Source organism: Prevotella veroralis (assembly GCF_018127765.1).
Taxonomy (GTDB): domain Bacteria; phylum Bacteroidota; class Bacteroidia; order Bacteroidales; family Bacteroidaceae; genus Prevotella; species Prevotella veroralis.
This window is the reverse complement of record NZ_CP072330.1, coordinates 598,570-618,500: the sequence shown is the minus strand read 5'-3', so window position 1 is coordinate 618,500 and position 19,931 is coordinate 598,570. Positions and strand designations below refer to the sequence as shown.

Genomic DNA, 19,931 nt, shown 5'->3' with positions numbered 1-19,931 from the left:
ATGTAAACAACCTAGTTTCTAGAATGTTATATATGCTGAGAAGATGAGAGGAATGACAGTAAACTTAATTTCATGAATAATATTCTACGGTTCATCCAATAGAGAATAAATCCATTAATCAAGGACAACTAAAAAGGGATGCACCTCAAGAGATGCATCCCAAATTGTTTTATAGAAGTTTTAACTTCTTAGTCCGTAAGATTGATTACTTTACGTAAACAACAGCCAAACGATTAGAAGTTACACCCTGTACACCCTTACCAGTTGCCTCGTCAACGATAACACCACGACCCTTGAGGTAGTTAGCAACTACGTCAGCACGAGCCTGTGAGAGACGATCGTTAAGTTCCTTAGAACCCTCTGGAGAAGCTGTACCAACAACCTGAACGTGAACACCCTCCTTAACGTTGTTAAGAGCAGCCTTAGCGTCGTTTGTAAGAGCAGACTTACCCTGTGCGAAGGTTACGAATACAAGGTCAGATACTGTGAATTCCTTAACTTTAACTGCAGGAACTTCCTTAACAACCTCCTTAGTGATAACCTCTGGCTTACGGTTGCGAAGCTCATTGATCTGTGCGTTCAATGCATCAATCTCTGCCTGATCACGTGGAACAACGATTGTGAAGTTGTGTGTACCGTTAGAGTTCTTGAACTTGTAAGCAACACCAGCGTTCAACTGAACAAATGAGTTGTTAATGTTGTAAGCTGGCTGACCATCCTGTGCAACTGCCTTGTAGTTATAGTTTACATCATAATTTACTATACCAGCAGCTGTAAGAACTTTAGAACGATCCTTACCTAAGAAAGCGAAGTTGATAGAAGGCTCAACATAAACCTGCCACTGCTTCTGAGAACCGAAGTTGTAAGCGAAGTCTAAAGCAGCCTTAGAAGTCATGCGGTTACGCTGACCAGAAGTAAGCTCTTTTGTAGTCTTGTTGTTTGTGAATACGTGTGCCCAACCAAGACCATAAAGTGCGCTAACCTCAAATGCACGAGGCTCACCCTTGTAACCACCGAAGAGATTGCTCAAGTTTACTGTACCGAGTAAACTAACATTTGTAGCGCGAACTGCTGTACCTGTTGAGTGCCAAGGCTTGTTTGAGAAGTAAGCATTACCCTCAACAGCTAAACCGAATACTGGGGTGAAGTAACGACCAACGCGGATACCAGCGTTTGGATCAAGGTCGCTCAACCACTTGTGACCAGTAGTCTTCGTAGCAACACCACCATTAATACCAACATAAACGTTGTCAAATGCCTTGCTTTCTGCTACAGTTTGAGCAGAAACAGAAGCTGCCATAGAAGCAGCTGCTAACATCAAAACTAACTTTTTCATTGTCTCTCTGAATTAATTAATATTTATAAATTATATAGTATCAATGCTTTAACTGGCTGCAAAGTAATAAAAAAATAATGAAACAGCCAAATCTTTTCTACAAAAAGTTTGCGTATAGAGGGGTACTATGAACAAATCAAACTATATTATTGGAATAATAGAACAATCTAATACACAATTACTTGAGAAAGTTCACCTTTAATAAGATCAATCTCTCATAAATTGAAATAAGGGATCCATAGCATCACTGCTAAGATCCCTTAAACAAATTAGAGAGTTATAAAAAATCAGGTTTCTTTGTATATCATTACTGTTGAACGATGATCTTCATACCTTCTTCCACTGCTTGCATATTCAATGGAATCAAGTTATGATGACGTTCAGGCAAACTCTTATAGAGTGCTTTCTTCAAACCGTCAGTACTTACAACAGGGCAAACCTTAAGTAATCCACCTAAGACTATCATGTTGAAAACTTTGGCATTCTTCATTTCAGCAGCCTTGTCCATCGCATTGACACGATAGACAGTGATGTCCTTACGTGTAGGAGGATTCATCACTCCATAACCATCATAAATGAGGATACCACCTGGCTTCACCTTTGGTTCGAACTTATCTAACGATGGCTGATTGAGGACAATTGCGACATCATACTTACTGAGGATAGGTGAAGAGATGCGCTCATCACTGATGATAACAGTCACATTAGCCGTACCACCACGCTGCTCTGGACCATAAGCAGGCATCCATGTTATCTCCTTATCTTCCATTAGTCCTGAGTATGCAAGGATCTTACCCATAGAGAGTACGCCTTGCCCACCAAAGCCACTAATAATTATCTCTTTTTTCATATTACACCTTATTTATATATAGAGACGGACTAAAGATTGGTTGTATCTTTCAAATCTCCTTTCTCATATTCAGGGAACATATTCTCACGCATCCACTCATTTGCCTTTACAGGAGAGAGCTTCCAACCACTATTACATGTCGCAACAATCTCTATCAAGGAACTACCTTTCCCTTGCATACTTGCCTCGAAAGCCTTGCGAATAGCACGCTTTGCCTTGTTAATAGAGGCAACTGTATCTACACTCTGACGAGTTACATAGCAAGTACCCTTTAAGTGACTAGCAAGTTCTGTGATATTTAAGTTGTAACCATGCAGTTCTGGTTCACGACCATAAGGACAAGTCGCAGTTTTCTGCCCCATCAGTGTTGTTGGTGCCATCTGACCACCAGTCATACCATAGATAGCATTATTGATGAAGATGATTGGAATATTCTCACCACGATTCAAGGCATGAATTGTCTCAGCAGTACCAATACATGCCAAGTCACCATCACCCTGATAAGTGAACACAAGACGATCAGGCCATACACGCTTGATACCAGTTGCTACAGCTGGAGCACGACCATGAGGTGCTTCCTGCCAATCAATATCAAGATAGCGATAAGCAAATACAGCACAACCAACAGGACATACACCAATAGCCTTATTGGTCATCCCCATCTCTTCGATTACCTCTGCAACTAATTTATGAACCACACCATGTGAACATCCAGGACAATAATGCATTGTCGTATCATTCATCAAGGTCGGCTTCTTATACACCAAATTCTCAGGTGAAATTATATCATTTGCCATAATATATACGCCCTCCTCTCTTACTTTACTAACTTTTCTTTGAGTGCATTCACGATCTCTTCTGGATCAGGAACAATACCACCCAAACGTCCAAAATGTTCTACTGGTAAAGCACCATCAATTGCAAGACGAACATCCTGTACCATCTGACCAGCGTTAATCTCACTAACCAAGATGCCTTTCTTACCTTTGCAAAGATCTGCAAGCTGCTTACTTGGGAAAGGCCAGAGTGTGATAGGACGGAAGAGTCCAACCTTCAAGCCTTGTTCACGAGCTAACTCAACAGCTTTCTCACCGATACGTGCGGCACTACCAAAACTTACGATTACATAATCTGCATCCTCACATTGCTGTGTCTCAAAGCGCACTTCATTCTCACGTATCTGACGATACTTCTCCTGCAAATGTAAGTTTCTTTGTTCCATTACCTCTGGCATTAACTCCAAAGAGGTGATGATATTAGGCTTACGACCAGCTGTGCGCCCCATAGAAGCCCACGGACACTCTTTACGAATCTGCTCTTCTGTACGACGAGGTTTCATTGGTGGGAGAACAACCTTCTCCATCATCTGACCAATCACACCATCAGATAGAATCATCGCAGGGTTGCGATACTTAAATGCCAATTCAAAAGCAAGGTCTACAAAGTCGGCCATCTCCTGAACAGAGTTAGGTGCTAATACGATAACGTTATAATCACCATTACCGCCACCACGTGTCGCTTGGAAGTAATCACTCTGACTTGGCTGTATCGTTCCAAGCCCAGGACCACCACGTTGTACATTTACAAACACACCTGGGAGCTCTGCACCTGCCATATAACTGATACCCTCTTGCATCAAGGCGACGCCTGGTGAAGAAGAACTTGTCAGCACACGTTTACCAGCACCAGCACCACCATAAATCATATTAATGGATGCCACCTCACTTTCAGCCTGCAGGACAACCATTCCCGTGGTCTCCCATGGCTTCAAGAGAGCCAGCGTCTCTATTATTTCACTCTGTGGAGTGATAGGATAACCGAAGTATCCGTCCGCACCACAACGAATTGCAGCATGGGCAATAGCCTCGTTACCTTTCATCAATTTTACTTCTTGTTCTGCCATAAATTACCCCTCCACTTTTTTACGATAGACTGTAATACAGCCATCAGGACACACTGTTGCACAAGCTGCACAACCGATACAATCATCTGGTTTAGCAGACTCAACAAACGGATATCCGTGGACATTTACTTGTTTCTGAGCCAAGGCAATCACATCTTTCGGGCATGCAACGATACACAACTGGCATCCTTTGCAGCGATCAGTGTTCACTACGATGGCACCTTTCATCTTGCTCATAGTTTTTGTATTTTAAGGATTATACGCATCCTTGTTATAGAAGTTTAGAATATTCTCCAGCATCTCTTTTGCAACTACTGCTGGCGAATTAGGATCCAGTTCGATAGCCTCCATATAATTGGCTAAGGCATTCTGCCAGTCTCCTCGTTGCCGACACTCATTGCCAAGTTGTAGATATTCTTCTGCTGTCATCACTTATAATATTCTTTCTTGCCTGCAGCAAGTGTATTCTTCATCAAAGAACAAATCGTCATCGGACCAACGCCTCCTGGTACTGGAGTGATGAATGAGCATAACGGAGCTACCTCATCAAACTTCACGTCACCATTCAAGCGATAGCCACTCTTACGTGTTGCATCGGGTACACGCGTCGTACCAACGTCGATAACTACAGCACCTGGTTTAACCATATCAGCTGTTAAGAAATCGGGACGCCCAATGGCTGCAATAATAATATCGGCTTCCTGACATTCTTTCTTCAATGTCGCTGAATGCGAGTGGCAAACTGTTACGGTTGCATCTCCATATTGCTTTTGCATCATGAGCTGTGCCATAGGCTTACCAACGATGTTACTTCTACCTAAGATAACGCACTTCTTACCAGAAGTTGGAATATGGTAATGCTGCAACAGTGTTAGGATTCCTAATGGAGTTGCCGATATAAAGCATGGTAAACCGATCGCCATTCGCCCCACATTGACTGGATGGAAGCCATCCACGTCTTTGCGATAATCAATAGCCATGATGATCTTCTGCTCATCAATATGCTTGGGTAATGGGAGTTGCACGATGAATCCATCAACGTCATCATCCTTATTTAACTTGTCCACACAAGCCAACAACTCCTCCTCGGTAACATCAGCTTCGTAACGGATAAGCGTAGACTTAAAGCCACACTGCTCACAAGCAATAACCTTGTTCTTTACGTAAGTCTCACTTCCCCCATCGTGCCCTACTAATATAGCAACCAAATGTGGTTGTTTACCACCTGCCTTTGTAATAGCCTTTACTTCCTCCGCAATCTGCTGTTTGATAGCTGTTGCGGTTGCCTTACCGTCGATTAACTGATATTCCATAGCTTATATTATTATTGTTTGTTGATGATTCTTCTCACAAGCCCTTAGGCATAGAGGGCATACCAGGCATACCTTTCATCTTGCTCATCATACCAGCCATCTTAGAACCTGTAACCATCTTCATCATCTTGCGCGTTTGGTCAAACTGCTTAATGAGTCGGTTTACTTCCTGCAAGCTAGTACCTGAACCCTTCGCTATTCTCTGGCGACGTGAGTTATTCAACACCTCTGGATTCGTGCGTTCCTTTGGTGTCATGCTCTGTATGATAGCCTCAATACCCTTGAAGGCATTATCGTCTATATCTACATCGCGGATAGCTTTACCCACACCAGGAATCATCGAAGCGAGGTCTTTCAGATTACCCATCTTCTTTATTTGTTGTATCTGGTTGTAGAAGTCATTGAAGTCGAATTGGTTCTTCTGTATCTTCTTCTGCAAGCGTTTCGCCTCTTCCTCATCGAACTGCTCTTGTGCTCGTTCCACCAAAGAGACTACGTCACCCATACCTAAGATACGATCTGCCATACGTCCTGGATGGAACACATCAATAGCTTCCATCTTCTCGCCAGTACCGATGAATTTGATTGGCTTGGTTACAACTGTGCGAATCGACAAAGCAGCACCACCGCGTGTATCACCATCAAGTTTCGTTAGGACAACGCCGTTGAAATCTAATCTATCATTGAACTCCTTAGCAGTGTTAACAGCATCCTGACCTGTCATGGAGTCTACAACGAACAGCGTTTCATCTGGATTAACATGATTCTTGAGACTCTCAATCTCATTCATCATCTCCTCATCGACTGCCAGTCGACCTGCGGTATCGATGATTACCACATCACAACCTTTCGCCTTTGCCTCTGCGAGGGCGTGATCAGCTATCTCATTAACGTTCTTGTTCTCTAGTTCAGAATATACGGGAACGCCCACCTGTTCGCCAACAACCTTCAACTGGTCGATAGCTGCAGGGCGATATACGTCACAAGCAACCAACAAAGGGTTCTTATGTTCCTTTGTCTTCAGCATGTTTGCTAACTTACCAGAGAATGTGGTCTTACCCGAACCCTGCAAACCACTCATCAAGATAATGGCTGGACGGTTTGTAAGATTTAGACCTACTGCTTCGCCACCCATCAACTCTGCTAACTCATCATGCACTATCTTCACCATCAACTGACCAGGCTTCACGGCTGTAAGTACGTTCATACCGAGAGCCTTCTGCTTTACTGTATCGGTAAAAGACTTGGCTACTTTATAGTTAACGTCGGCATCGAGTAATGCTCTACGAACATCTTTCAAGGTCTCTGCTACATTGATCTCCGTTATCTTTCCCTCACCTTTAAGGATCTTAAAGGAGCGTTCTAGACGATCACTTAAATTCTCAAACATTGCTTTATAGTATACTTATAATTCTTTTCTGATATACAAAGATAGCAAAAAGAGAAATAAACCAACAAGCCAGTTAGTAGTATTTTAATGTATTTTAAAACACTTATTAGCTATTCATGCGCATATAAATATGCTTTGTGCAGAAATATGACTACAATTAAGGTAGACGATGTTAGCTGATACTTCAAGCATTCCTATACCCCGTGTCTTTCGTAAAGTATGATAAAAGAAGTCAGCGCCTATAGCCTCAATAGAGTATCATGTGCGTGATACTGGAGTATCATCAGGGTGATACTGGAATATCATCAGCGTGATACTGGAATATCATCAGCGTGATACTGGAATATTCTTTGGAGAAAGAAGAATCTTACCTAATAATAAAAGAGAGCCTCTCTTCACATTGAAAAGAGCCCCTCTTCACATCAAAGAAACGCCCTCTTCAAATGAAGAAGAGCGTTTCCTTCTGTATTGCTTCTTGTTTACTGCTAACGAGGCAGCGCATCGTTACACATCAACCAACCTATACTTGTGCGTTATCTGGGTCTATATCTTCAGAGTCGAACTCCTCTTTACCACGCTTCACATCACCTTCGAACGTTACAAAATAGAACCCTTTTCGAGGTGTCCACTCCATACAGAAGAGTTCAGAGGGGCTGCGGAATCCATTGCGTTTGATGGCTTTCTGCACCCATTCCTGCGTGTGATTAAACTGTGCAAGACTGCTTTCTACAATCTCTCCGTTATTCACCAACAATACGGAATAAGCAGTTTGACCGGGCGAAAGAACCGTCACGGCACCATTAGCCTCAAATAGAACGTCGTCTACATCGAACATAGAAAAGATGCCTTTCTGCCTTAGCATTAATCTAAACTGCTCCATTTCAAGACTGTTGCGCTTAAAGTTTCTAAAGTTTAGAACGCCATCTTTCACCAGAAAGACGCTCTCGCCCTTAATGAGATGACGCAGATAAGCGGAACGCATAGCGAAGCGGACAAGCATATTAAAGGCTGTCCAGACAGCCAAAGCGAAGATGAGATGCCAGGTAGTCATATCTGGGTTGTACAAAACACCACCGACTAACGCACCTATCACGAATGCACTAACGGTGTCAAGAGGTGTCAACTGCCCCATTTGCGCTTTACCCGTAATGCGTAAGAAGGCTAAAATACCAATCATGCCCACAATTAGCTTCATTGCTATTGCACCATAGGGCTGAATTAAATCTACCATTGTTATTATCTGATTAAGAATTATCGTACGATCTTATTGACGTGCAAATATACCGCTTTCTCACTGATTACACATGCAAAGAAGCATAAATCTTCAAATAGTAACGACTTATAGATAAAAAGATTGTAATTCTTTGTCTATTGGGAATTAATACTTACCTTTGCACCGAATAAGAAATAGGTAAGGAAGTGTGTGATAACATCTAAGAACGTTATATCACGTATCCCACAAAATAGCTAAGGATTAAATTATGGAATATTTCATTAATATTGATAACGAAAAGAGGGGACCATACAGTCTTAACGAGCTTGCCGAACGTAAGATTCAGGCTACAACATTGGTCATGCCTACCGATACACAGCAATGGATTCCAGCTTGGCAAATAGAAGAATTACGTACGATATTAGTAGGAAATGACCCTATTGATACCGAGACGCAGGAGCAGGATATGCCTTACGTAGAGGCTACTCCCATTGAACAAGCTGCTCAACCTGAAGCAATTCCACAGCAACAAGTGACGCAAAAGAAGAGTCACATGGGTTGTCTCTTGGGTATATTGATTACCTTAGTGGCTTTCGCTATCGTCTTAATCCTCACCTGTCCGAAACCAGAACAGCATAAGGAAGTGCTGTCGGGTGTAATCACTAAGACGGTGAATGACGCTGTTAACGACACAACCAACACAACGGGTAACGCACTCATCGACAATGCTTTCCGCTCTATCAGTAATGCTTTTGCAGGAAATGTGATACGCTCTGCAGTGGACAACCTCGTTACGGTGGACAATCACATTATATATTCTACGGGCAAGGTAAACTATGCTGGGCAGGATCACATCGTATCTCTGGGACTCTTAGGACATATCTTTACGGTTGACGAGGACGACTTGCAGGAAGCAGCAAGGCAATACTACAAGAACTCGGAGGTAAATCTTAAGGATCAGATAAGGCAGAAAGCGCAGAAAATGATACAAGACAAGATTGTCAAACCAGCTACATCTACGATTGAAGATGTGGTTGACGGGGCAATAGGTGGTCTATTAGATGAAATTGGATTAAGCAAGAGTAAGGCTGATATCCACAAGCAAATAGAACAGTCGACAGACTCCATTTTCTAACATAACATATAAGAGTAAGCCTACGGACTAAGGCTAACACAAAAGTAAAAAAGTATCGTATTTAATTATTATAACACTAAGAAAGTAAAGAAAAGTATGAAAAGATTATTCTTAATTGGTGCTATAGCACTAATGACATCATGTGGTTCTACACAAAACACAACGGCTATCAAGAACCTAAAGGAACAGCAGGAAGTACTCGACCTAACTGCTAAGTTGAATAAGACACAGCTTGATTATGAGAAAGAGAAAGTCGACTATAATGAGTTAACGGAGAAGGCTGCTAATGTTAACGCTGACGCTAACATGGCAACAACCGACTTCACTGCAACAAGCCCTTCTAGCACAGTAACGGATGCAAAGGACACTATCAAGAAATTGAAAGAGGCAAAAGCCATAAATAAGAAGTTGGCTAAGAGTAAGAAAAAATTAGATAAGATGGAGAAGAAGATAGCTAAACTTCAATCCAAGATTGACAAGTTGAACAAGACTATTCAGATCTCTGACAAGTAATATTGAGTAATAAATAGGGATGTACTTAACCACTTGTACGCCCCTATTTTTTATCCCCTCTATCACATTTAGAGCTTATCAACGCACATGAAGAAAAGACTTTCGATTGCATTATTTGCTTTATTACTCTCTATCCCGTCGTATTCTCAGATGTTATTCTCGGAGAATCTCACTTTAGACATTGATAGTACGAAGACCATACAAGGTTCTCTCATGCCAGTATTAGACTTTAAGACAGAACAAGAGAATATACTCACTGTTAAGAACACTGCTAATCTCAACGTATTGATAAAGCACCGCCGTGTTATCAACCTCATCAATAAACTGGAGTTCTCAACATACGGTAAGAAGGTGACAGTAAGCGGTGGATACATTCACACGGAGTATCGTTACTTATTGAGCCGAGCCTTTGAAGTCTATCCCTATGCCGAGTCGGAATGGGCAGGAAGTAGAGGCTTAGAGTTTAAGGTATCTACTGGTTTGCAATCACGTTATCGACTTGTAAACAAAGAGAAGTTCCTTATGTTCGCTGCAGCAGGTGTGTTCTATGAGTTCGAGAAATGGAAAGACCCAACCTCATCTGCGCCCACGCTCTACGCTTGTAGCCGTAGTATCAAGACGCATCTGTCCTTGAGTTTCAAGCATCACATCAGTGATCATTGGGACTTAACAGCTACTGCTATTCACCAAGGAAAGCCAGATAGCTATTTCAAGAAAGCCAGATTCGGGGGTGCGGTAGACCTTTTATATAAGATAACACCAGCTATTGGTATCAATGGTTCTTATCGTCTCATCTACGATACGGCACCTATCGTACCTATAAGAAAGTCTTACACTGCGGTAGAAGCAGGTCTCAACATTAACTTCTAAATATTCGCTATCCCTTAAAGAGCCCTTCTTTAAGGGATAGCCATTTGTAACACCAAGGGCAAATGATCGCTGAAACCATTGTTATAACGCATCCCGTTATAGTCACGGCGAGGCTTTACTCCACCATACTTTATATCTTCCTCCAATAGGAATGGAGCGTCATTGATGTGGCATGAAAGTACATAGGAACGAAGGTTCTCACTAATGAGTATCTGATCCAAACTACCCCATTCTCCATGATAGCGATACGTTCCTTTTGCCCCATTCTTACCCTTTGCTTGTGCCGAGACATTCAATAAGTTACGTTTGTACAAAGGCTTTAATGAAGGGCTATCAGCATAGTCATTGAAGTCGCCCATCACGATTACCTTCGCATCAGAGTGGCGTCTCTGAATAGAGTCAACCACGTTACTCACTTGCATCATCACGTGCTTTCGGAAAGGTTGCGACTGCATTTCTCCACCCCTTCTACTCGGTGCATGAAGCAATAGAACATGTAGGGTGTCACCATTAATAATAGCCCCCTTGACATAGAGAATATCACGAGTTGGTTGCATGTTGGCTATCAAACTAACCCTGATGGTATCGGTCTTTAGCAAGCGAAAAGAGAAGGGAGAATAAAGCAAAGCCACGTCTATACCACGCATATCATTCGATGACGTCATTACGTATTCATATCGTGCCTTGCGCAATAAAGAGCGTTTCGTAAGATCAAAGAGTACGCTATCATTCTCTACCTCGCACAATCCGACGAGGTCAGGTAACCGCCATCCACAACTATCCTCACCACAGGCTATGATGGTCTGCCCCGTCCTATTCAACTTCTTCCAATACTTCGCTCGTGTCCAGTGACGTGGTGAATTGGGTAAGAACTCATAGTCATTCTTCAGTGTATCATGCCGTGCATCAAAGAGATTCTCAGTGTTTAGTTCTACGATAGTAAACCGACTCTGTGCTTCAGAGTATAGGGGTATTACACCCAAAAGAAAGGTTAGAAACAAACGCAACATATCAGTATTTTTAAGTACAAACAGACCTATGATTGATTGACGATAGCCAACTGCTGTCGTACACTCTCCTCATGGATAAGCTCGAAGATATGTGCTGCAAACTTTGGATTCATACCACATAATCCTGCTTGTGTACCGCGTTTCTCGAGTATCTCATTATATCTCCTCGTCTGTAAGATAGTCATGTTATGTTCCTTCTTAAAGGTTCCGATCTCCCTACATAAGCGGAAACGCTTCGCAAGGAGTTCCATCAATGAGTTGTCTAACTCATCTATCTGCGCACGTAACGAACGGATATCTTCAGTTGTGAAGGTGTCATCACGTATCACAAGTAACGACAGAATGTAATCCAGAATATCAGGAGTTACCTGCTGTTTAGCATCACTCCATGCCTCTTTTGGGTTGCAATGACTCTCTACGATGAGTCCATCAAAGCCTAAATCCATTGCCTGCTGACAGAGAGGAGCAATCAAGTCACGGCGTCCACCAATGTGACTAGGGTCACAAATAATGGGTAATCCAGGAATACGACGGCGCAATTCAATAGGGATTTGCCACATCGGTAGGTTTCGATATATCTTCTTATCATAGCTAGAGAAACCTCGATGGATTACCCCCAAACGCTTTATCCCTGCTTGATTCAACCGTTGTAAGCCACCAATCCATAGTTCTAAATCAGGATTGACAGGGTTCTTCACTAATACTGGTATTTGAAGTCCTTGCATCGAATCTGCCAATGCCTGCATTGCAAAAGGATTAGCGGAGGTACGTGCGCCAACCCATAGTACGTCCATATCATACCGCATTGCTAATTCGACATGATCAGGGGTCGCCACCTCTGTAGATATCATCATCCCAGTCTCTTCCTTGACTTCTTTCAACCATGGTAAGGCTTTCTCTCCATTTCCTTCGAATCCTCCGGGCTTGGTACGTGGCTTCCATACGCCTGCACGAAAGATGTGACATCCTTTATCTGCCAGCATGCGTGCCGTACTCATCACCTGCTCTTCGGTCTCGGCGGAGCATGGTCCTGCTATGACGATGGGGCGTTTCTTATCACAAGGAAGGCATAAGGGTTCTAATTCTAACTCCATAATCCTGTATCTTTTGCTATCTCTTTGTTCTTTCCTGACATTCTTTTATCTTATAAACTCGCATAGGCTGTAGAAGATAAAAGCAACGGAAAGAAACAGAAGACTTCTTCTTTAATTCTAAAATAGTTGTATTTGGATACGAAAGTATAACATTTATTTCTACCACACAAGCATTTCTAAAGTTTTTTACTAACTTTGCAATATACAGAAAGGATACATTATGAAGCAGCTACATGCACTAATAACAATGGTTTTATTGAGCCTTGTTATGAACATAAATGCACAGGAAGCAAGACTTGTCAAGCTCACTAACAGCAATGGTATGGAGGCTATTGTGAGTAATTACGGAGCGCGGCTTGTTTCGTTGACAGCCCATAACTGGAACGGACGATTGGAACCTGTGGTCAAAGGGTACAATCAGCTGGAAGACTACAAGCAAGACTCTACATTAGGAGCAACGCTTATCTACATCGGTAAGGAGCATACAGAAACGCTCTCATCAAAGGTTTGGGAGATTGTTAGCTCTGATAACCAATCGGTCTCCCTACGCTATATTACGACTGAAGGAGAGAACAATCTCAATGGTAAACTGAATGCAACTGTTACCTATACGCTATCCGATCAGAATGCACTTGACATTGATTATCGTATCACGACGACTGCTCCAACAACATTGCAAGTAACCAATGGAATTTGTTTCAATCTATCTGGTGACATGCACCGATCTATCCTTAAACAACATCTGTGGATAGATACGCACTACACAAATAAGTTGGATAAGGAGCAATTCCCCACTAATGAACTACAGAAAACACGCCTTACTCCATTCGACTTTACCCAACCAAGAGAGATTGGAGAACGAATAAAAGCAACCATCAATGGCTATTATCATGCTTTCCAACTGCGCCATCCTGACAATATGCAAAAGCCTGCCGCTATCCTGTTCGATGCACAAAGTGGGCGCGCAATGACCATCTACTCCAGTGAACCCACCCTACTCATCAATACGCATGGGGCGCAAAGTAGTGGCATAACACTACAACCCTTGCATGCTGGATACAATAGTGGTATGGAGAAAGTAGACAATAGCTTACAGCCGGGACAGGTTTTCCATGGTGCAACCGTATTTCTCTTTACAACAGATCCACCGCTCATCATGAAAACTAAGTAGTACCAACAACTTGAAAAAACACTAATAACTTTTAAAATACTTGGCTGTTGATAGACGATTATTTATATTTGCAAGCAAATGAAGAAATATGCTTTCATAATAACAGCTATCTTGTGCCTGCCATTGCAGGCGCAAACAATAGCGGGGCAGCACAACGTTGATACATCGGTTGTGAAGCCTATTGAGTCATCGCGCCTGAAAGGACCAAGGGAAGCAACTGAGGCTGAGAAGGAATATGCTAGGCGTATGGCAGAGGATCGTGAACAGCAATCTCAAATAGACAATAACCTCCCTGTCATAACAGAAAGCGGTCAGACTGTTACTCCCAATAGTTTCTATTACCCCGAGTGGGGCTATGGCTTAGGTCCATGGAGACTGCATAAAGGATTGAACATAAACCTTAGTGCATCGGCATTTGCCAACCTTGGACATGGATATAACCATGGCGCAGGATTCTCGCAAGATGTGTCATTGATGTATGTAACCAACCTTTCAAAGAAGGCGACCCTAGCTGTTGGTGGCTATGTAAACCATCTGACTTATCAAGGAAACAACTACTTCGTTGGCGGAGTCAATGCTGTTCTCGGCTATCAATTCGATGAGCATTGGAGTGCTTACGCCTTTGTTCAGAAGGCATTCACCTCTAATAACGTCGGAAATGCTTTCGGTTACGCAGGTTATGGGTACCCTGCTTGGGGCGGATATGGCATGTTGGGCTATAGTCCCTTTGGTTACGGTTATGGTGCAATGGGCTTCGGTTATGGCGCAATGGCTAGTCGATTCATGGATAGAATTGGTGGTGGCGTAACCTATCAATGGGGTTCTCACAATCAAAACGCTATTTCTATCAACGTAGAATTCGATCATGTTCCATCACAACAAACGAACTTCTACAACACGAACAGATTTGATTACCCTGTGAGATAGGGCTTTTCTCCTATCATCGAGGTACGTTTCACTCACGTAAATAAGCACCAATAGGACTTATCATCAGCTATTAATAAGCTATGGTAAGTCCTATTTCTATGTTACACAACGCCTTCTTCGATAGGAAGAGAGGCTCTCTTTGAATACAAGAACTATTTCCCTTATTTGAAATTCACGATTTAATGTAGGGACAGACGCCCTCGTCTGTCCGCGTGAACCTCCTTACCTCCTTGTGAAATACGTCCTCTTATGCGGACAGACGAGGGCGTCTGTCCCTACTTTGATCAGTTAAAAGACATGTTAAAACAGCAAGACTAAAAACAAAGAGACTCCCTCCCTTTTCTGAATATACTTTACAAAACTAATGATCGAACTAGCATTGAAATAGAAAGAAATATACGTTTTAAATGGTTCGTATATACCTTTTTCATAAAACGGAGGTACGTTTTTGGTGAAACGGAGGTACGTTTTTGGCGAAACGGAGGTACGTTTTTAGTGAAATGGAGGTACGTTTTTGGCGAAACGGAGGTACGTTTTCACCTAAAATCAGGTATTTTTCAGGGTAAAAGCTAAAATCTTATAAGAGATTGATAGGTATGTTTTACATAACAAATTGGTTATCAGATCATTAGAAAAAGGAGCGATCCCCTTGCTATAAATCGCGTATTTGGACACAACATCAGACTTTATCGAAAATAACGCAATGAGAAGCATCCAAATTAGCAATAATCTATTACAAAAGTATCACACCCTTCTTTCTATTCTTACTCACCTATTTCATCCAACGCAGGCGAAGGCTATTCAAAACGACACTAACGCTTGAGAATGCCATTAGAGCACTTGCCCAAGAAGGTGTAATCTGCCAGTTGATACCGAAGACATATAATAGTCCAGCCGCCAAAGGAATACAAACAAGGTTATAGATAAACGCCCAGAAAAGGTTCTCCCATATCATTCTAACGGTGTTCTTACTTAGTCGGATTGCCTCTGGAAGGATAGCTAAATCATCGCCCATGAGCGTCACTTGCGCTACATCCATTGCAACATCTGTACCCTTGGCAATCGCTATACTGACATCTGCCAACGCCAACGCTTGGGTATCATTAATGCCATCTCCTACCATCGCAACGCGCTTTCCTTCAGACTGCAAACGCTTAACAAGGTTCTCTTTGTCCTGCGGTAAAGCCTTACTAAAGTAGTGCTTTATACCCACTTTATCAGCCCAATAGTGTGCAGCCTCATCCTTGTCACCACTCATCATATAGACCTCTATCCCGCTCTTCTGCAATTCCTCCATCGCCTCACGAGCATTGGGCTTCAGTTGTTCCCGCTTCTCGAAAGGAAGATTGTCAGCCTTGGTGAAATCTACTTCTTTATTAGGTATCGTCAACGTTCCCGTCTTATCGGTTACAAGTGCATCCACCTTACGTAAGCTCTCCAATGCTGCTGCATCCTTGATGAGTATCTGCTTTTGTGCTGCCTTACCAATTCCTACCATCAAGGCAGTCGGTGTCGCCAATCCCATGGCACATGGGCAAGCGATGACCAAAACGGCTACGGCAGAGATAATCGCTTGTGGTAAGAAAGCCTCGCCACCTATCAGCCACCATAGAAGAAAGGTTAGCAAGGCAATGAGCGTAACGACTGGAACAAACACTAAAGCAGCCTTATCGATAATGCGTTGCACGGGTGCTTTAGAACCTTGCGCCTCTTGCACCATCCGAATAATATGCGCTAATGCCGTGTTCTCACCTATCTCATTTGCCTTCATGCGGAATACTCCTTGACTAGGAATAGTGCCTGCTAGCACCTTTGAACCCTTCTTTTTCTCTGCAGGGGTAGGCTCGCCTGTGATCATACTCTCATCAACATAGGCGGCATCGGGGGTCATAAAGCTCTCAGCAGAGATAACTTCTCCATCGACAGGAACCTTCTCGCCAGGGTGAACCTCTAGAATATCTCCTACTTCAATAGTCGATATTGGCACTTCTTCTATTCGGTCACCATCAACAATATGTGCCGTCTTTGGAGCCATACCCATCATGTGCCTAATAGAGGAGGCAGTGCCGTCCTTTGCCTTTTCTTCTAACATTCGTCCTGTCAAGACAAAGGTAATGATCATTACAGCCGCATCATAGTATGTATGCCAAACGATACCTCGGCTCGCCCATACAGCATCCCCCCAGAAGGTGTTGAAAGTACTGAATAGGAATGATATTGCCGTGGATAAGGTTACGAGCGTATCCATGTTTGCAGTGCCATGAAGGAGTTGTTTCCATGCTGAAACATAGAACTGTCGACCGCAATAAACAATGTTTGCTAAGGCAATCAATAGAGAAACTTGATTAGCAATGGTACGTGAATGGAGGTCGATCCATCCCATCGAAACGCTCATTACGGCAATGGAGAATATCCAAGAAAGGATGGTTTTCCGACGTAATAACGTGTACTCGCGCTTCTCAATCTCCTCAACTGAAGTCTCTTTATCAATGACTAAGTCATAACCAATCCCATTGATTGCAGCTTTCATCTGCTCCAGTGAGATGGTTTCGGGGTCATAATCGACCAAAGCTGAACGACCAGGCAATGATACCGATGCGGTATTAATGCCTTTAAGCTCGTTCAGTTTCTTCTCTACATTGGCAGAACATGCAGAACATGCCATGCCGATAACAGGAATTGTTTGCTTCATGCTTATCTCCTTATAGGCTCAACTCATAGCGCCCACTATTGTCCACTGCCTCCTTGAGTTGTGCTGGAGTAACAACAGACTCATCATATTCGACATTTACATTGGCTTTCTCTAGATTAGCTTCTGCACTCTTTACACCATTTAAAGACTTTAGCGCATTCTCAACGTTAGCCTTACAATGTACACACTTCATACCACTTACTGCAAAAATATCACTTTTCATAACTTCGTTTTATTATATTAGTTGTTTGCAAGAAGACTTTCTCCTTGTCGCTTGCAAAGGTACACTTATATTAAGGAAAGCGTGTTACAGAATTATGGATAAAGGTTATAACATTCCTACAAAATGCTTCCTTTCATATTATTTCACGCTTATCATACTTCTTTCTAAATGCAATGACTTACTTTTGCAATACGTTATTATAAAGGTATTAGGTGATAAATAGAAAGACAGACATGTATGATAAGGATGCTTATCAGAAGCCTGAATAGATCTTAGAGCTGGTCTAAAGGCATACGAGTATTCGTCTTCATCCCCCGGAATTGAGATGGAGTCATTCCCGTAACTGCCTTAAACTGACTGGAGAGATAGGCCACCGAAGAATAATTCATACGCTGCGCTATCTGTGTAAGAGTAAGTTCATCATAACGAATTAGCTCTTTCACACGCTCGATACGAAGCTCTATATAATAGCGTTCGATGGTCTTTCCTTCTACTTCCGAGAAGAGTTTGGAAAGCGAACTATAGTCTTGATGGAGTTGAGAGACGAGATAATCACTCAGAGTTGTTGCTGACTGGTTATCTTGATAATGTACAAGTTTTATCAAAGAGGACTTTATAAGGTCTATTGTCTGCTGTCTTCTATCTCCGAGAAGTTCAAAACCTAAATCTTTTAAAGCTGTTCGAAGTACTAAGAGTTGTGCTTCCGTCAATTCTTCCTCGACAATAGCTTCGCCCAAATCAACCTTTATAGGATGTATATTCTGACGTTGTAAGGTCTGTTCAACAGCCATCTTACAACGATCACAAACCATGTTCTTTATATAAATCTTACTCATTCTGCGACCCTCCTAACCACTGCTTCCTTATTAAACTCCTTGAAGGTATAAACAACAATAGGCACTGATAATATAAAAGAGAACACATCACTGACCGCTTGACACATCTCAACGCCGAGCAAACCAAGGTGAGCTGGAAGGATAAAGATGAGTGGGATGAAGAATAAACCTTGTCTTGCAGCAGCAAGAATATTAGCTCGTAAAGGCTTACGGCAAGTTTGTGCCATCATATTACTTGCTAAGATAAAGGCATTGAGAGGGAAGGTACAGAGCTGCCAACGCAATGCAACCACTCCAATCTCAATTACTTTAGGATCGTCACGGAACACTCCTATAAGGGAATCACTCACTATCCAGCATCCAATAGCAAGTAGAATGAGGAAGCTGGTACCAAGAACTACCGTAAAGTGATAGGCTTTCTTCAATCGAGTATAGAGTCCCGCCCCATAGCAAAAGCCACAAACTGGCTGGAACCCTTGCCCTAATCCAATCACAGCAGCAAATGATAACATGGCGATTCTACCGACTATGCTCATCGCAGCAATAGCCGAGTCGCCATAGATACCAGCTGCCAGATTGAGGGACATAGTGGCTACGCACGCCAGACCTTGACGCATTAATGATGGACTACCACCGTAGAATATCTCCTTATAAGCCGCCCATGAGGGTGAAAAGTGCCGAAAGTGAATAGCTATATTCTCCCCTCTTCGAGTCATAAAGAATAGGATTACGAACGAAACGAACTGTCCTATCACGGTCGCAAGGGCTGCTCCACTAACCCCCATACCGCATGTAAAGATCAGTAAAGGGTCCAGTGCAACATTCAGTATAGCACCTATTACAATGCCATACATGGCGAAGTTCGCATTACCCTGCAGTCGCATCTGGTTATTCAACGTAAGAGATGAGGTCAAGAAAGGTGCTCCCAAGAGGATAAGACGCATATAACTCTCTGTGTAAGGGAGGATGGTTGGTGTACTACCCAGCATTAATGAGAGAGGAGTAAGGAATATCTCACCCAGAACAAGGATAACTAACCCAAAGAAGAAAGAGCTGAAGAAGCCCGTTGATGCCATCTTTATAGCATTTTCACGACGCTTTGCTCCCAGCTCACGAGATATGTAATTACCTGAACCATGCCCAAAGAAGAACCCCATCGCCTGGACAAAGAACATCATAGAAAACGACACCCCGACAGCTGCAGTGGCTTGTGTATCGATCTTACCAACGAAGAATGTATCCGCAATGTTGTACAGTCCGGTCACAAGCATGGATATAATTGTGGGTACAGCCATCGTTATTATAACACGATGTATTGGTCCTTGTGTCAAGAAAGTGTAGTTGTCTGTATGTCCGTGCATTATCTTATCACCTGTTAAATATCAATGCAAAGGTACGAAATTAATGAAAACTAAGTTCTTCTCTACACCATTTATAAATGGTAATAATAGATAA

The 19,931-nt window shown here is 42.5% G+C and carries 20 protein-coding genes; 5 read left to right on the top strand and 15 right to left on the bottom strand.

What is annotated here, in order from left to right:
- Nucleotides 1–205: 205 nt before the first annotated feature.
- From J5A55_RS02560 to J5A55_RS02520, 9 genes are all read right to left on the bottom strand, one after another.
- Nucleotides 206–1,336, bottom strand: coding sequence for an OmpA family protein (locus J5A55_RS02560; protein ID WP_004382640.1), 1,131 nt, complete (start codon nt 1,334–1,336; stop codon nt 206–208).
- Nucleotides 1,337–1,643: 307 nt separating this feature from the next.
- Nucleotides 1,644–2,186, bottom strand: coding sequence for a 2-oxoacid:ferredoxin oxidoreductase subunit gamma family protein (locus J5A55_RS02555; protein WP_004382638.1), 543 nt, complete (start codon nt 2,184–2,186; stop codon nt 1,644–1,646).
- A 29-nt stretch (nt 2,187–2,215) separates the two neighbouring features.
- Nucleotides 2,216–2,983: a thiamine pyrophosphate-dependent enzyme gene (locus tag J5A55_RS02550; RefSeq protein WP_004382637.1), complete on the bottom strand. Its 768-nt coding sequence runs from the start codon at nt 2,981–2,983 to the stop codon at nt 2,216–2,218.
- 20 nt (nt 2,984–3,003) lie between these two features.
- Entirely contained in the window at nt 3,004–4,089 is a 1,086-nt protein-coding gene (locus tag J5A55_RS02545; protein WP_004382636.1) for a 3-methyl-2-oxobutanoate dehydrogenase subunit VorB, read from the bottom strand.
- A 3-nt stretch (nt 4,090–4,092) separates the two neighbouring features.
- Nucleotides 4,093–4,326, bottom strand: coding sequence for a 4Fe-4S dicluster domain-containing protein (locus J5A55_RS02540; protein ID WP_004382635.1), 234 nt, complete (start codon nt 4,324–4,326; stop codon nt 4,093–4,095).
- A 12-nt stretch (nt 4,327–4,338) separates the two neighbouring features.
- Nucleotides 4,339–4,518 (bottom strand): tetratricopeptide repeat protein, encoded by a 180-nt coding sequence (locus J5A55_RS02535; protein ID WP_004382634.1) that lies wholly within the window; start codon nt 4,516–4,518, stop codon nt 4,339–4,341.
- Nucleotides 4,518–5,402: a bifunctional methylenetetrahydrofolate dehydrogenase/methenyltetrahydrofolate cyclohydrolase FolD gene (gene folD, locus J5A55_RS02530; RefSeq protein ID WP_004382633.1), complete on the bottom strand. Its 885-nt coding sequence runs from the start codon at nt 5,400–5,402 to the stop codon at nt 4,518–4,520. The genes J5A55_RS02535 and folD overlap by 1 nt, the downstream gene beginning before the upstream one ends.
- 34 nt (nt 5,403–5,436) lie before the next feature.
- Nucleotides 5,437–6,792, bottom strand: a complete 1,356-nt coding sequence (gene ffh / locus J5A55_RS02525; RefSeq protein WP_004382632.1) for a signal recognition particle protein — start codon at nt 6,790–6,792, stop codon at nt 5,437–5,439.
- Between the two features lie 520 nt (nt 6,793–7,312).
- On the bottom strand, nt 7,313–8,023 hold the full coding sequence (locus tag J5A55_RS02520; RefSeq protein ID WP_004382631.1) for a DUF421 domain-containing protein: 711 nt from the start codon (nt 8,021–8,023) through the stop codon (nt 7,313–7,315).
- A 250-nt stretch (nt 8,024–8,273) separates the two neighbouring features.
- Between J5A55_RS02520 and J5A55_RS02515 the strand changes: the two genes are divergently transcribed.
- The 3 genes from J5A55_RS02515 (at nt 8,274) to J5A55_RS02505 (ending at nt 10,523) form a co-directional block, all read left to right on the top strand.
- Nucleotides 8,274–9,140, top strand: coding sequence for a GYF domain-containing protein (locus tag J5A55_RS02515; RefSeq protein WP_004382630.1), 867 nt, complete (start codon nt 8,274–8,276; stop codon nt 9,138–9,140).
- Nucleotides 9,141–9,236: 96 nt separating this feature from the next.
- Nucleotides 9,237–9,653 carry a hypothetical protein gene (locus J5A55_RS02510; RefSeq protein ID WP_004382629.1) on the top strand — a complete coding sequence of 139 codons (417 nt, stop codon included), beginning with the start codon at nt 9,237–9,239 and terminating at the stop codon, nt 9,651–9,653.
- Nucleotides 9,654–9,740: 87 nt separating this feature from the next.
- The gene (locus J5A55_RS02505; protein WP_004382628.1) at nt 9,741–10,523 is read left to right on the top strand and encodes a DUF481 domain-containing protein; all 783 of its coding nucleotides are present in this window, start codon (nt 9,741–9,743) and stop codon (nt 10,521–10,523) included.
- Between the two features lie 29 nt (nt 10,524–10,552).
- Here the strand turns inward: J5A55_RS02505 and J5A55_RS02500 are convergent, their stop codons facing one another.
- Both J5A55_RS02500 and J5A55_RS02495 read right to left on the bottom strand, forming a co-directional pair.
- The gene (locus tag J5A55_RS02500) at nt 10,553–11,533 is read right to left on the bottom strand and encodes an endonuclease/exonuclease/phosphatase family protein (RefSeq protein ID WP_004382627.1); all 981 of its coding nucleotides are present in this window, start codon (nt 11,531–11,533) and stop codon (nt 10,553–10,555) included.
- 26 nt (nt 11,534–11,559) lie between these two features.
- On the bottom strand, nt 11,560–12,627 hold the full coding sequence (locus J5A55_RS02495; protein ID WP_004382626.1) for a bifunctional 3-deoxy-7-phosphoheptulonate synthase/chorismate mutase type II: 1,068 nt from the start codon (nt 12,625–12,627) through the stop codon (nt 11,560–11,562).
- Between the two features lie 220 nt (nt 12,628–12,847).
- Between J5A55_RS02495 and J5A55_RS02490 the strand changes: the two genes are divergently transcribed.
- Nucleotides 12,848–13,798 carry an aldose epimerase family protein gene (locus J5A55_RS02490; protein WP_004382624.1) on the top strand — a complete coding sequence of 317 codons (951 nt, stop codon included), beginning with the start codon at nt 12,848–12,850 and terminating at the stop codon, nt 13,796–13,798.
- 78 nt (nt 13,799–13,876) lie between these two features.
- Nucleotides 13,877–14,725 carry a hypothetical protein gene (locus J5A55_RS02485; protein WP_004382621.1) on the top strand — a complete coding sequence of 283 codons (849 nt, stop codon included), beginning with the start codon at nt 13,877–13,879 and terminating at the stop codon, nt 14,723–14,725.
- Nucleotides 14,726–15,497: 772 nt separating this feature from the next.
- Here J5A55_RS02485 and J5A55_RS02480 read toward each other — a convergent pair.
- The 4 genes from J5A55_RS02480 to J5A55_RS02465 form a co-directional block, all read right to left on the bottom strand.
- Nucleotides 15,498–17,417 (bottom strand): heavy metal translocating P-type ATPase, encoded by a 1,920-nt coding sequence (locus J5A55_RS02480; protein WP_004382619.1) that lies wholly within the window; start codon nt 17,415–17,417, stop codon nt 15,498–15,500.
- A gap of 10 nt (nt 17,418–17,427) precedes the next feature.
- The gene (locus tag J5A55_RS02475; RefSeq protein ID WP_004382618.1) at nt 17,428–17,640 is read right to left on the bottom strand and encodes a cation transporter; all 213 of its coding nucleotides are present in this window, start codon (nt 17,638–17,640) and stop codon (nt 17,428–17,430) included.
- A gap of 272 nt (nt 17,641–17,912) precedes the next feature.
- Nucleotides 17,913–18,476: an AraC family transcriptional regulator gene (locus J5A55_RS02470; protein WP_004382616.1), complete on the bottom strand. Its 564-nt coding sequence runs from the start codon at nt 18,474–18,476 to the stop codon at nt 17,913–17,915.
- Complete coding sequence (locus J5A55_RS02465) at nt 18,473–19,837, bottom strand: MATE family efflux transporter (RefSeq protein ID WP_004382615.1); 1,365 nt, start codon at nt 19,835–19,837, stop codon at nt 18,473–18,475. The genes J5A55_RS02470 and J5A55_RS02465 overlap by 4 nt, the downstream gene beginning before the upstream one ends.
- Nucleotides 19,838–19,931 lie beyond the last annotated feature (94 nt).

Coding starts and splice junctions, on each gene's coding strand:
- J5A55_RS02490 (WP_004382624.1), top strand. CDS start 12,848: ATGAAGCAGCTACATGCACTAATAACAATGGTTTTATTGAGCCTTGTT.
- J5A55_RS02535 (WP_004382634.1), bottom strand. CDS start 4,518: ATGACAGCAGAAGAATATCTACAACTTGGCAATGAGTGTCGGCAACGA.
- folD (WP_004382633.1), bottom strand. CDS start 5,402: ATGGAATATCAGTTAATCGACGGTAAGGCAACCGCAACAGCTATCAAA.
- J5A55_RS02500 (WP_004382627.1), bottom strand. CDS start 11,533: ATGTTGCGTTTGTTTCTAACCTTTCTTTTGGGTGTAATACCCCTATAC.
- J5A55_RS02485 (WP_004382621.1), top strand. CDS start 13,877: ATGAAGAAATATGCTTTCATAATAACAGCTATCTTGTGCCTGCCATTG.
- J5A55_RS02515 (WP_004382630.1), top strand. CDS start 8,274: ATGGAATATTTCATTAATATTGATAACGAAAAGAGGGGACCATACAGT.
- J5A55_RS02555 (WP_004382638.1), bottom strand. CDS start 2,186: ATGAAAAAAGAGATAATTATTAGTGGCTTTGGTGGGCAAGGCGTACTC.
- J5A55_RS02510 (WP_004382629.1), top strand. CDS start 9,237: ATGAAAAGATTATTCTTAATTGGTGCTATAGCACTAATGACATCATGT.
- J5A55_RS02495 (WP_004382626.1), bottom strand. CDS start 12,627: ATGGAGTTAGAATTAGAACCCTTATGCCTTCCTTGTGATAAGAAACGC.
- J5A55_RS02545 (WP_004382636.1), bottom strand. CDS start 4,089: ATGGCAGAACAAGAAGTAAAATTGATGAAAGGTAACGAGGCTATTGCC.
- ffh (WP_004382632.1), bottom strand. CDS start 6,792: ATGTTTGAGAATTTAAGTGATCGTCTAGAACGCTCCTTTAAGATCCTT.
- J5A55_RS02505 (WP_004382628.1), top strand. CDS start 9,741: ATGAAGAAAAGACTTTCGATTGCATTATTTGCTTTATTACTCTCTATC.
- J5A55_RS02520 (WP_004382631.1), bottom strand. CDS start 8,023: ATGGTAGATTTAATTCAGCCCTATGGTGCAATAGCAATGAAGCTAATT.
- J5A55_RS02480 (WP_004382619.1), bottom strand. CDS start 17,417: ATGAAGCAAACAATTCCTGTTATCGGCATGGCATGTTCTGCATGTTCT.
- J5A55_RS02465 (WP_004382615.1), bottom strand. CDS start 19,837: ATGCACGGACATACAGACAACTACACTTTCTTGACACAAGGACCAATA.
- J5A55_RS02560 (WP_004382640.1), bottom strand. CDS start 1,336: ATGAAAAAGTTAGTTTTGATGTTAGCAGCTGCTTCTATGGCAGCTTCT.
- J5A55_RS02550 (WP_004382637.1), bottom strand. CDS start 2,983: ATGGCAAATGATATAATTTCACCTGAGAATTTGGTGTATAAGAAGCCG.
- J5A55_RS02475 (WP_004382618.1), bottom strand. CDS start 17,640: ATGAAAAGTGATATTTTTGCAGTAAGTGGTATGAAGTGTGTACATTGT.
- J5A55_RS02540 (WP_004382635.1), bottom strand. CDS start 4,326: ATGAGCAAGATGAAAGGTGCCATCGTAGTGAACACTGATCGCTGCAAA.
- J5A55_RS02470 (WP_004382616.1), bottom strand. CDS start 18,476: ATGAGTAAGATTTATATAAAGAACATGGTTTGTGATCGTTGTAAGATG.